This window comes from Methanosarcina acetivorans C2A, assembly GCF_000007345.1.
In the GTDB taxonomy this organism is placed as follows: Archaea; Halobacteriota; Methanosarcinia; order Methanosarcinales; family Methanosarcinaceae; genus Methanosarcina; species Methanosarcina acetivorans.
The window spans coordinates 1,133,985-1,146,959 of the sequence record NC_003552.1; the positions used below are offsets into that span (position 1 = coordinate 1,133,985).

The window sequence follows — 12,975 nt, forward strand, 5'->3', positions numbered from 1 at the left end:
CCACATTTTTCCTGTCTGGAGTTATCCTATTAATATCGGTATTGCCTGTGTCTTCTATATATATGGACCCCAATGGCTGCAAGGATAATTATAAAAATTATGATATACAGCGGATTTTTAATGAGAAAATCGAACTTCCCTTCTTTGACATTGATACTCGGTGTGGTTGACTTATTGCTCCCTTTCAGGTTTCCGGCGTCTATGCCGTTGTTGTATTCATAAGAAAGTTCAGAACTTACATTATAAGTACCAATTTCTTTTGCTTTTAAGGTATATGTGAACTCTTTGTCGTTATTTGGTTCCAGTGTCTCGATATATATTCTGGGAGTTCCGCCTACGGTTTCAATGCCATCTTCGCCTTCCACATACTCAAGGCCTTCCGGAACAAGAATATCAAGGCGGACAGCCTGCGCAGGAGCATTGCCTGTGTTTCTCAGGACGACCGTAGAGGTTATCTCTCCATTTCTTTCTATGGATGAGACATCCACATTCATTACGGTTTCAACATTTGCACTTTGCTTATTTCCTTCACTTACGTTTATAGAAGGAGTGTTAGAAGAAGATTGGTAGGTCTGGCCTGCGCTGTTAGTATAAGTAGCGGTCACGGCTTTGAGGTCGAAGGTTCCTGCCTCGGTTGCCTTTAATTTATATATGTAAACGAGAGTCTCAGGAACCGATTCTCCATAATCGATTTTGGGAACTGCACCTGAAACTTCATACGTGGTCTCTTCAAGGACAAAGTGTTCCTGTTTCGGGTCTGTAAACAAAACGTTATTTGCAGTATCGTTTCCGGTATTCTTTGCTTTTACCGTAACGGTTATTTCCTCTCCGAGTTCGATTTTCGATTTATCTATAGACTTTGTTATTACAATCTCCGGGTCTCCTGCGAAAGTTGCTTCAGAACGCCCTTTTTCAACAACTTCACTCACGTAGAGGTCTCCTGCGTTATAGTCTGATATGCTGATCTCAACCGTTGCTCTGGGCAATACTCCTCCAGTGTGCACGGACTTCAGGCGCATCTGGATTTTACCCCCCTCTTCAAAGTCAAACTCAACACTCTCGTTTACATCCAGCAGGCCATTTGCTACCTCTTTATCCTTTTCATACACATAATATGAGGCTGTATTGGCTTCAGGAAAGATATCAGTGATTTCGATTATGTAATTGTTAAGCTGATATGCCTGTTCTTCCTCAATATCTCCCTCATATACTACAGTTTTTGCCGAAGCTGTACTGCCAGATATCAGCAGGACAAGAAAAGCAAACAAAACAGTTATGTAAATCCCTTTTAGTTTCACTTCTGCTACCCCAAAGACCTGATAATAAGCTTGTTTACTCCAGATTATTGCCCGAATATCTTAGAGGATGTCTTAAAATTCAAATCATTTACATATTTGGATAATAGGCATTGTTGAATTAAAATTCAGGCCGTAAATTAATTACATCGGACTTACCCGCTAGAGGTATGAAATCAAATACATAAGACATCATAGTTAAAATGTACACTTTAGACATTTAACGGTTTAATTCTACCGTTTTTCAGTTCAAACGCGTAAGTTCCGCCCCAATTGTATAACCAAATTTAATTCTAAGACACGCTCTTAGATAAGTCGTCTTAACAGCGACCTTATTCCCTTGCCCCCAAATATCTTCTACAAAGCCGGATATATAGTTTGTGATCCTTTCTTTTTTCTTCTTTAGATGATAAAATCAAAGTTGTGCTGGCACATCCCACTGCAAGCAGCGGGGTATGTTCGCGCCCCCGCTCCAAATTCCATTAAAGGAGACAATGACCCGAAACAGTTTTGTTTGAGCAGAATTTACCAACCAAAAACAGATTTGATAAATCATATTATCATTAATGTTTACCTGGAAAGTTTTTCCATCCCCACAGCAAGCTAGAGGAGCATCTGGCTAAAGTAAAAAATTCAGGATGAACAAAGTCCGAAGAAGACGAGATGAAAATCAAAAGAAGACGAGAAAAAATCAAAAGAAGATGAGAAAAAATCAAAAGAAGGACCTGAATTTTAGTATTCAGGCTCCATCCCTTCAATCTACGAAATGGCTTTTTCCATTTCCACTCTTTCTTCCACACGCTGTTTTTTTGCCTTTTCGTAGTGGATTGCATGGACTGCCACATTATAGAGTTTTTCGAGTTCGTGGGCGGATTCCAGGGTCAGAAGTGAAAGGATTTGCGGGTATTCACCGTTGCTTATGACTATACCCTTGAAGATATGCCCTACGTACGGATCCGGAAAGTTTTTCGATTTCAGTTGAGATTTTGTCTGTGCTCAGGTATTTGCGGTCGCCTTCAATTATGATCATTGCCCTTCTTGCTTCTTCATAAACATTGGTCGAAAACAGAAGGCCTGAAGGAGAAAGGGCATTCTGGATTGCGGTTTTGACGAATTGGGAAAAAGATGTTGATCAGGAAAAAGATGTTGATCAGGAAGAAGATGTGGGCCAAAAGGAAAGATTTACCCACGGAAAATGAAGATTCCGTGGAATGAATACAATTTCAGTTTTGGTTTCAGTTTTCGGACCTGATTACTTCCAGACTAATATCTATCCACCTTGATTTATGGATAAGGGAACCCATTGATATTACATCCACCCCTGTTTTTGCATAACCTTCAAGGTTTGCAGGGGAAATCCCTCCGGAGGCTTCCACAAGGACTGATTTCCTGAGCCCTTTTTCTTCAAGTAAGGCGAGAGTCTCTCTGATCACCTCAGGCTGCATATTGTCAAGCATTACAATGTCTGCTCCCAGTTTTGCAGCAAGAACCGCATCTTCTGCAGACTCAACTTCAACCTCAATTTTCCGCGTAAAGCTGCTTTTTCGAGCTGCTTTGATTGCGGTTTCTATTCCCATGAGTTTGATGTGGTTATCTTTAATCATAACCGCATCCGAAAGGTTAAATCTGTGAGTATCTCCTCCCCCTGCAGCAACAGCCAGCTTTTCGAATTTCCTTATTCCGGGGGTGGTCTTCCTCGTACACGCTACCCTTGTGCTTTCCGAGTGCTTCCTTACGGCATCCACACAGTTCCTTGTCAGGGTTGCAATCCCGCTGAGGTGCCCGAGGAAGTTAAGACTAAGGCGCTCTGCCCTGAGAATGGATATGGCTCCTCCCCTGAGCCTGAAAATTGTATCTCCTTTGCTGAGGCGGTCCCCATCTTTAAAATCGGTTTCTGCCTGAATTCCAAAATAAATAAATATTGATGCAGCTTCGCTTATCCCGGCAACCGTACAGTCTTCTTTTGTGAAAATAATGGCTTCTGCAGGCCTGTCAGGAACAATAGTGCATGAAACATCATCATAACCCAGGTCTTCTTCTATGAAGCTTTCTACTTCTCTGATAAGCATGATTTTTACCCTGCTATTTTATGCCTTCAGGATTTATAAGAGGTACGGGCATTTTGGGTTTTATATCTCTTTCCAGAAGGTATTATTTTTCTAAAATAACCCATCTGCATTGGAAATAAAGGGCCTAAACCGTGCTTTAATGATGTTGCTTGTTCAAATAAGAAATGGTGTTCCGCCTTTTACAAAGTGGAAAATGGATTACGGTAAATATGTTGCACAGGCATTTTCCGACTCCCAGGCTGTGACACTGGCAACCCTGATTTCAGGGTCTTTGAGCATGGCTTTAAGGGAGTTTGCGATATATACGGCAATGTTTTCCGAAGACGGCGGATTGTTGTCATCAAAGTAATCAAGTTCATTCAAAAAATTGTGATCCAGCGTTTTCGTGATTTCGGATACATTCTGCTTTAATTCCCCAAAGTCCATCATTATTCCGGCATCATTGAGTTTTTCTCCAGCCACACAAACTTCGATCTTCCAGTTGTGCCCGTGAAGGTTTTCACATTTTTTGGCTACCATCTTAAGCTGATGGGCTGCTGCAAAATGGGTAACAACTTTTAACTCAAACATAGTTACTCGACCTCCTTTGTGAATTTTAAGACACTGTTTATTAATAAATATCTTTCCAAATTTATCGGCAACAATTTTTATGTATGTTATTTATTTTTATAAACCCCTATGAAATTATGAAAAGTTCCGAGGCCTGCATAATCTAAGACTATGGCTTTGAAGTTGTAAAAACCTGGAATCTTTAAAACGAAATTCAATATGATAAGAACATTTCTTATTAAGAAAATATTCTCGGTAGCAGGTGTAAAGAGACGATAAAGAATAGAATGTTACGTTTCTTTTTTAGTATCTTTACCAACTGCGTTTTTTACCGTTAAGCTAACAGTGTATCTTCCTGCTTTTTCGGATGTGTTTCTTAGATTCTGGAATAATAGGAACTTGTATAAATATTCATAAAAAAATTAAGAGGGTTTTTCCGAAAGGCAAGCATTAAAAAATTTATATTTCCTGTAGCTTGAGTTTCGGATCACCTTCTAAAAGGCATTTAACCCTTTAGCTGTATACCAGTTGAAGTTTTGGCACCTGACTTTCGTTTCCGCAGTCACTGCTATAGAATGCGATATAGTTATTGCTTTCTGTATGAGCTTTTATCAGGAATCCGGTGTTTTCGTACTTGCCGCTGACATACTCTTTTACCAGCTCGGTTACGTCCAGCTCGTAGTATATGTTGTCAGGAAGGCTGCTGCCTTTGATCGTCATTGTAGCATACGGCGTGCTTCCCTGCAAAACTCCATTTCTATCGTACCAGTCCCCACCTGCATTAGTCCATGCAACATTTTTGTCCTTTTTATTCCAGCTTACATAACTTGAGTTCCAGGCAGAAGCCGGCCTGTAAATCTCAATTACAGTATCTTCAGGTCTTGTAGTTCCCGAGGGATAATACCAGTAGAGAGAAAGAGCCGCATTATTAACTTCGACAGAACCGGTGTATTCGCTCAGGTCAAACCTTATTACGTCTCTATACCTACCAACCCCATTGATGCTACCAACATCAATAAAGGATGAACTCTGATAGACTGTGGAAGGAGAAGCTTCACGCAGACGGTTATCCATTGCATCGGTAACAGTTGCATTTACGGTCACTACGGGTGTTTTCTTTGTTATGCTAAGCTTTGGCACCTGACTTTCGTTTCCGCAGTCACTGCTGTAGAAAGCTATATAGTTGTTATTTTCTGTGCGGGCTTTTATCAGTAATCCCGTGTTTTCATATTTTCCGCTGACATACTCTTTTACGAGATCGGTTACGTCCAGCTCGTAGTATCTGTTGTCAGGAAGGCTGCTGCCTTTGATCGTTATTGTAGCATACGGCGTGCTTCCCTGAGAAACACCATTTTTATCATACCAGTCTCCACCTTCATTAGTCCATGCAACATTTTTGTCCCTTTTATTCCAGCTTACATAACTTGAGTTCCAGGCAGAAGCCGGCCTATAAATCTCAATTACAGTATCTTCAGGTCTTGTAGTTCCCGAGGGATAATACCAGTAGAGAGAAAGGACGGCATTGCCGACCTGGGAGTTACTGTTGCATTCGCTCAGATCGAACTGCATTACATCTCTGTACCTGCCAACTCCACTGATACTGCCTACGTCAATAAATGAAGTGTCAGAATATACACTATCAGGAGACGCTTCACGCAAACGATTATCTGTTGCACCAGTAATAGTCACCAGGGATGCTTCCTTTTCAGTTACAGTAATTTTAGGTTTCTGGTTTTCATCTGTCCAGTCACTGCTGTAGAAAGCTATATAGTTGTTACTTTCTGTGCGGGCTTTTATCAGTAATCCCGTGTTTTCATATTTTCCGCTGACATACTCTTTTACGAGATCGGTTACGTCCAGCTCGTAGTACCTGTTGTCAGGAAGGCTGCTGCCTTTGATAGTTATTGTAGCATATGGGGTGCTGCCCTGCAAAACACCATTTCTATCGTACCAGTCTCCACCTTCATTAGTCCATGCAACATTTTTGTCCCTTTTATTCCAGCTTACATAACTTGAGTTCCAGGCAGAAGCCGGCCTATAAATCTCAATTACAGTATCTTCAGGTCTTGTAGTTCCCGAGGGATAATACCAGTAGAGGGAAAGAACCGCATTAGTAATTTGGGAGTCACTGTTGTATTCGCTTAGATCGAACTGTATTGCATCTCTGTACCTGCCAACTCCACTGATGCTGCCTACATCAATAAAGGATGAACTCTTGTAGACGGTGTCAGGAGACGCTTCACGCAAACGGTTGTCAGATACCTCTATTTCGGAAACTATCTCCTCCGAATCTTCGGGAGGTGTTACACTAACAATCCCTGTCACGGTACTGTTGCCTGCTGCATTGCTTGCAGTAAACGTCACAGTATAGTTTCCTGCTGTTGAATAGGTATGAGTTGGGTTTTGATCTGTTGCGTTCATTCCATCTCCAAAATCCCAGTTCCAGGAAGTGGGGGATCCTGTACTCTGATCAGTAAAGTTTACTGTTAGAGGTGCATATCCTGAAGTTGGAGATGCAGAAAAATTGGCAACTGGATTGGTTGGTGCAGTTATTGTCCATAGAACGGCAGTACCATTGGATCCCAATATCTGCCCATTTTCATTGATTTCATAGGCACCGCTGCCAGATATCCCAGATAGTGTTCCAAAATCTGTCATCACACCATTTTGCCACAGGAAAGCATGTGTTTCACCGGTTTCCGTCTCGCTTTCACCCACTATCTGCCTCTTGTTATTGATTCCATAAGCACAGCTGTTGCTTCCACCAAGCGTTCCAAGATCTATCATCACACCATTTTGCCACAAGAAAGCATGTGTTTCACCAGTATCCGTCTGGCTGACACCTACTACTTGCCCTTTATCATTGATTCCACGGGCACTACTGTAAGATCCTCCGAGTGTTCCAAGATCTGTCATCACACCATTTTGCCATAGGAAGGCACGTGAGGGACCATAACGGTCTTGACTGGTGCCTACTACCTGCCCATTTTCATTTATTCCTCTTGCATCGCTATATTCTACATCTGACGGTCCAATATCAGTCATCGTGCCATTTTGCCACAGGAAGGCGTGAACTTCAAAACCAATTCCCTCGCTGTAGCCTATTACCTGCCCCTTGTTATTGATCCCTTCGGGCCAGCTCTCGGTTCCTCCAGGTAGTACTCCAAGATAGGTTACTACACCATTTTCCCACAGGCAAGCGTGAACAGCATTATCATCCTCTATGAATGTGAAGCCCACTATCTGCTCATTGTCATTGATCCCCTTGGGATAGCCATCACATCCGCTTGTTTCAAGATCAGTCATTACTCCATTTTGCCACAGGAAAGCGTGTTCTACACCAGTATCTGTCTGGCTAGTACCTACTACCTGCCCCTTGTTATTGATTCCTTCTGCGTTACTGTAATTCCCTCCGAGTGTCCCAAGGTCTGTTATTGTTACCACATACTCGAAAACAAGACTTCCCAGATTAGACTCATTTGTCCCGTTTACAATTTCGGAAAGTGTACAATTTCCTAATTGGTCCCCAATTTGGAGGGTCGTAGTATTTTCATAGTCAATGAGCCAGATCCCATCAATCTGGACAACACTTTCGGTTGCACTCTGGGTGATCTGGTTAACGTGGGCTTTCAAAACAACAACATCACTTATACCCTGTATATTGTCAAGTGTACAATTCCATGTATCGTCACCCGAACCAGTTGAGAGGATCTGGTCATCTACATATTGTCCATCTTTATAGAATTCTAGCCAAACTTTCTCACCGTCTACGTCTATCTGCTTTACCTGGAGACTGTATCCCTGACCAATGTCAAGGCTTTCACCACCCGTAAGATTATAACTGCTCTCATTATCAATAACGACCCTGGTGAGCTTGTCAACATGAGCTTCCCAGATCTGGTCGTTTTCTTCAAGCAAAGGAACATACTCCTCTCCAAATAAGTCGATTGATGGGTACTGTTCATCAGACCAGTATTGATAGTTGCTGCCCTTAACATTGCAAGTTGTTGTAGCTGCTGATGCCGTATATGAAAAAAGAATCAAAAATAAAATCAGAGCTGCTGATGCTAAATATAGCGAATTCAGCTTTTTGTTAGTTCCCATATACCTATTCCCTCATCTTCCTTTTCTCTGACATTTTTAGCATATGTCAGGATTTTCAAACCCAGTATTGATTAGGTGGACAGTTGACAGAAAAAGACCGTTTTTCATGAGAAACAAGTATTCTCAATATGCACCAAAAAAACATCAATAGTCCTTATATGTATTACTTAACACAGTTTCTTATAACTTTGGATGAGCTATTAATGCCTAAAAGCGAGTATTGAAACTTGTTTTCATAAGCTGATCCTAAAACTCAATATATTTCTCTGGATCTATTTTGCAGGTAACATAAAAAATGACAATTGAAATTAGCAGTATGCTAGAGAGTCATACTTTGAAGTTGTGATGTCATGAGAAACACAAAGTTAAGTCAGGTTTCAGGATGGGCTCAAAGAAAGGTTCCGGGAACAGGCAAAGAAAAAAGTCAGAACGCTAAAGGATTTTAAGCAAACAATAAAAGTCGGGCAACAGAAGGTTTAAAGAGAGAGAAAAGAGTACAGTACTCCAATTCCCGGAACTCTCTGTGACGGGTATATAGAAATAATTATAATATAAGCGATTATGGCTGATTGAAAATCTCAGCTAAAATGGATAATTAAATTGAATTTATTGATTATTCTCAGGAGCCTGGAATACTGAAAATAGGAATTGTTGGTTGCGGATTTATTGGCGGACAGATTTGCAGGGCAATTGATGGAGGAGAAGTTAGTGCAGAGCTGTACGCCCTCTGCGACTCTTCGGAAAGCAAAGCCCTTGAACTTGCAGCTTCCCTGAAGACCTGCAAGCCTTCATATATGAAGATCGAAGAACTCATACGCGGTGTGGACCTTATTATAGAGAGCGCCTCCCAAAATGCTGTCAGGTTCATTGTACCTCAGGCCCTCAAGGCCGGCTGTGACGTGATGATCCTGAGTGTAGGCGCCCTTGCCGATGAAGAACTGCGAGATACTCTTTTCGGGCTTGCAAAGGAGCATAACTGCAAGCTGTATTTTCCCTCGGGGGCAGTTGTCGGGATCGACGGGTTAAACTCGGCATCTGCGGCTGGAATCTCTTCGGTCACCCTGAGCACCAGGAAACCTCCTGCAGGGCTCATGGGCGCTCCTTATGTTGTGGAACACGGCATAGAACTTGAAAAACTCGAAAAAAAAACCGTACTTTTTGAAGGTCCTGCCTCGGAAGCCGTAAAAGCTTTCCCTGCAAACGTTAACGTGGCAGCTACGATCAGCCTTGCAGGCATTGGTTTTGAACGGACACGGGTAAAAGTCATAGCTGACCCTTCTCTTTTCAGGAACGTGCATGAAATCATCGTGGAAGGAGAATTCGGAAAATTCAGCACAAGAGTGGAAAACCTCCCTTCCCCGGAAAATCCTAAAACAAGCTATCTTGCAGCCCTTTCTGCAGTTTCTACCCTTAAAAAGATCCTGAACCCTGTCCAGATAGGGACCTGAATTCCTTCAGTTCTTGAGGCTTAGCTTTTCAGGCTTGGCTCTTGAAGCTTGACCCTTGAGGGCTGACTCTAAATTGCTTGGAATTCGGTATCCGAATTTCGTTTTTAGGATTGAAAGCAGGCGGGGTTTAAAAACATCAGGTTCACAAGCATTATATAGTCCGGAGGAGTTAAGCACGTAAACCCTTTGGAGAAGGTGGCATGTACGCGAAAAAGTGCCTTATGGAGAGTATTTTCCTTATTGCACTCTTTTACGTCTGACATGCCTTTATAATTTCAGATTCATATTTTCCTCTCAAATATTATGGTGGTCCCATGCAGCAAGCAGACCTTATAAAAAGGATCCAGGAATTGAAGGTAAAACGAAACGCAGTCATTCTTTCTCACTATTACTCCCGCCCCGAAGTCCAGGATATTGCGGACTTCGTAGGGGATTCCCTTGCCCTGAGCCAGGAAGCTGTCCGCCAGGACGCGGATGTTATCGTGTTTTGCGGTGTCCATTTTATGGGAGAAAGTGCTGCAATTCTCTCCCCGAAAAAAACGGTCTTGTTACCGGAAATCGATTCCACATGCCCTATGGCAGATATGGTGGATGTGGAAGGGCTTAAAAGACTGAAAGAAAAGCACCCTGAAGCTCCGGTCGTCTCCTATGTAAACAGTTCGGCTGCGATCAAGGCTGAGTCCTATATCTGCTGTACTTCTGCCAACGCTGTGGAAGTGGTAAACTCCCTTGACGTCGATGAGGTTATCTTTGTGCCTGACAAGAATCTGGCGGCCTACGTTGCATCCCGGACCGATAAAAAAATCATTCCCTGGGAAGGACACTGTCCCACTCACCACCAGATCCTGAGAGAAGACGTCCTGAAAATGAAGGAAAAGCATCCCCTTGCCAAATTTATTGCTCACCCAGAGTGCCGCCCTGATGTCCTTGAACTTGCAGACCACGTGGCAAGTACGCGAGGGATGATCATGTACGCGAAAAACTCTCCTGCCCGGGAGTTCATCATAGGCACTGAGTGCGGCCTCATCCACGGGCTCCACAAGGCAGCTCCCGAAAAAACCTACTACTGTATCTCTGAATTTGCCTGCTGCCCCAGCATGAAAATGGTCAATCTTGAGAAACTCCTGGCTTCCCTTGAAAAGATGCAGCACGTCGTGACCGTTCCCGAAGAAGTGAGAGTCAGGGCAAAAGAGGCCCTTGACCGGATGCTTGCGGTAAAAGTAAAATAAGCCCTGAATTGTCCTGCTCGGAGCAGGAGAACGATCTTCCTGAAAACCAGAAGAATGAGAAGAAAGAAGGAAAAAAGATAAAAATAAACGATCTGTGGGGCCTGAAGGGATTAATATACTAAAGTGACAGGGAAAACCGATAACTTTCTTCTTTTGGCATGAAAGTACTTTCAATTACTTTCATTATTTGTGCCTGTTATTTGAAGAATATCATGTGTGTTTTTTGTCTTTCTTAGTTGCGGTGTCCGTCTTCAAATCCCTTTTTACCTGGTTTACAGGCCTACTCAGGCCCCAGCGGCTTGGGATCGAAAGTCTGGGAGTTTTCAGCTCTCTCCTGGTACCGGAATAGACCGACCAGTTAATGAGGGACAATCAATTTTCAGAATTATGGGAAAAATATGAAAAACAGGTGAGGAACAAACTCTCACCTCCCTTTCATGCCAGAATACCTTAGATCTTTTTCTTCAAAACGGCGTATCCCACAATAAACGCAAACAGGGGCAGGGCAATTACCATGAGTGTCTTGGCCGCTTCCATCGGAGCTTTGACTATGCCGCTTTCTCCCACGCTTCCGTTCAGGTACTCATTTTCCAGGCTTTTCAGAGTTTTCTGTATTTTTCCTTCCTGATACTCTGTTATTGCAAAGGAGGAATAACCGGATGTTTTTGCTTTAAAATAGGTATAATTCTCGTCTTCACTGACTTTTTCCGTAGAGAGAGGTTTCCAGCTTTCGTTATACCACTGCAGGGTTATCAGGGATTCATTGATATTATTTTCCTTGATCCATTCCTTTTCTACCTTGAAGCCTACTGATCCATTTTTGAGAGAAGTAGGAAGTCCTTCTCCACTATCTCCTACCCATATATTCACATGTTTATATATTCTGCCGGAAGGAAGTTTTGGGACAAGTGTAGATTTGTTTTTAAGTACTTCTACAATTGTTGTTGTCCGCCTGAATGTCTTTTTTGCATCATATTCGATATACGTTATGCATGTGACGTTTTCCGGGAACTCATACTTAATATGATAACCGCTTATCACATTCCTGGTAGCAAGCTCCTTGATTTCGATATTCTTTGCCGGTTCTGCCGAAACACCACTTCCTATGTTGCTGGAACCAGAACTTGAACTGGACTTGGAACTGGAACCTGAACCTGAACTCCCGCTGTCATTGTTGTCCTCAGTACTCGATTCTTCAGCAGTTGTGTCTTCAGTTGTTGAATCGTCAGTTGAATCATCGGTTGAATCATCAGTTGAATCATCGGTTGAATTATCGGTTGAATTATCGGTTGAATCATCAGTTGAATCGTCAGTTGAATCATCAGTTGAATCATCGGTTGAATCATCAGTTGAATCGTCAGTTGAATCATCAGTTGAATCATCAGTTGAATCGTCAGTTGAATCATCAGTTGAATTATCAGTTGAATCGTCAGTTGAATCATCGGTTGAATCATCGGTTGAATCGTCAGTTGAATCATCGGTTGAATCATCAGTTGAGTCATCAGTTGAGTCATCGGTTGAATCATCAGTTGAGTCATCGGTTGAATCATCAGTTGAGTCATCGGTTGAATCATCAGTTGAGTCATCAGTTGAGTCGTCAGTTGAGTCATCGGTTGAATCATCAGTTGAGTCGTCAGTTGAGTCGTCAGTTGAGTCATCGGTTGAATCATCAGTTGAGTCGTCAGTTGAGTCGTCAGCAGGGTCATCTGCCGGGTCATCAGCAGGATCATCAGCAGGATCGTCTGCCGGGTCATCAGCAGGATTATCGGTTGTTCCCGAATCATCGGCTCCAGTACCCGGGTCCCCAGTACCTGAATCTCCGGAGTCTCCTGTATCCGAACTTCCACTATCTCCAGCTATTTCACCTATAGCAGATGCCATTCCGGGAGCCATTCCTGGAATTATTAGCATTACTAATAGTACATAAATTAAATAAGTAAAAAAACCAGTTTTCATTTTTTTTAGGCCTCCGGCTACACAGACGTAAATAAAGGTCTCTGGTACCCAGTAAGTCAAATAGTCTCTGGTACCCGTAAGTCAAAAGGTCTCTGGTATCCAGTAAGTCATTGACAATTTATTATATTATTCATATGAACAAAATTTAGAGCCTTGTTTCAAGCGGATCTCCCAATAAACCGCTGTCAAAAACAAGATCTCTGCCTAAGTAATCGGGTTCAAGACTTTTCTTAGTAAATCCAGAAGATTATTAATCTAGTTAGTACTATATTCTGGCAGGAGTCCTTAAGTTTAGGAGAGCTAACGACAGAGGTCTTTTTATACT

The 12,975-nt window shown here is 42.4% G+C and carries 8 protein-coding genes; 3 read left to right on the top strand and 5 right to left on the bottom strand.

From position 1 onward, the window contains the following. Window positions 1-29: 29 nt before the first annotated feature. Window positions 30-1,298 carry a BatD family protein gene (locus MA_RS04960; RefSeq protein WP_011020992.1) on the bottom strand — a complete coding sequence of 423 codons (1,269 nt, stop codon included), beginning with the start codon at window positions 1,296-1,298 and terminating at the stop codon, window positions 30-32. A gap of 1,052 nt (window positions 1,299-2,350) precedes the next feature. Here MA_RS04960 and MA_RS26555 point away from each other — a divergent pair. Next, on the top strand, window positions 2,351-2,494 hold the full coding sequence (locus MA_RS26555) for a hypothetical protein (protein WP_157860103.1): 144 nt from the start codon (window positions 2,351-2,353) through the stop codon (window positions 2,492-2,494). A 36-nt stretch (window positions 2,495-2,530) separates the two neighbouring features. On the opposite strand, the gene nadC is transcribed toward MA_RS26555, so the two are convergent. The 3 genes from nadC to MA_RS25090 all read right to left on the bottom strand — a co-directional run bounded on the left by nadC (window position 2,531) and on the right by MA_RS25090 (window position 8,017). Continuing rightward, entirely contained in the window at window positions 2,531-3,364 is an 834-nt protein-coding gene (gene nadC, locus MA_RS04965) for a carboxylating nicotinate-nucleotide diphosphorylase (protein WP_011020993.1), read from the bottom strand. A gap of 198 nt (window positions 3,365-3,562) precedes the next feature. Continuing rightward, complete coding sequence (gene queD, locus MA_RS04970) at window positions 3,563-3,934, bottom strand: 6-carboxytetrahydropterin synthase QueD (RefSeq protein WP_011020994.1); 372 nt, start codon at window positions 3,932-3,934, stop codon at window positions 3,563-3,565. Between the two features lie 492 nt (window positions 3,935-4,426). Next, window positions 4,427-8,017, bottom strand: coding sequence for a disaggregatase related repeat-containing protein (locus MA_RS25090; protein ID WP_011020995.1), 3,591 nt, complete (start codon window positions 8,015-8,017; stop codon window positions 4,427-4,429). A gap of 632 nt (window positions 8,018-8,649) precedes the next feature. Between MA_RS25090 and MA_RS04980 the strand changes: the two genes are divergently transcribed. Together MA_RS04980 and nadA are read left to right on the top strand one after the other, a co-directional pair. Continuing rightward, window positions 8,650-9,465: an aspartate dehydrogenase gene (locus MA_RS04980; protein WP_011020996.1), complete on the top strand. Its 816-nt coding sequence runs from the start codon at window positions 8,650-8,652 to the stop codon at window positions 9,463-9,465. A 314-nt stretch (window positions 9,466-9,779) separates the two neighbouring features. Continuing rightward, window positions 9,780-10,694, top strand: coding sequence for a quinolinate synthase NadA (nadA, locus tag MA_RS04985; protein WP_011020997.1), 915 nt, complete (start codon window positions 9,780-9,782; stop codon window positions 10,692-10,694). Window positions 10,695-11,144: 450 nt separating this feature from the next. Here nadA and MA_RS24380 read toward each other — a convergent pair whose 3' ends face one another. Next, window positions 11,145-12,605 (bottom strand): PGF-pre-PGF domain-containing protein, encoded by a 1,461-nt coding sequence (locus MA_RS24380; protein WP_226990766.1) that lies wholly within the window; start codon window positions 12,603-12,605, stop codon window positions 11,145-11,147. Window positions 12,606-12,975: the final 370 nt, after the last annotated feature.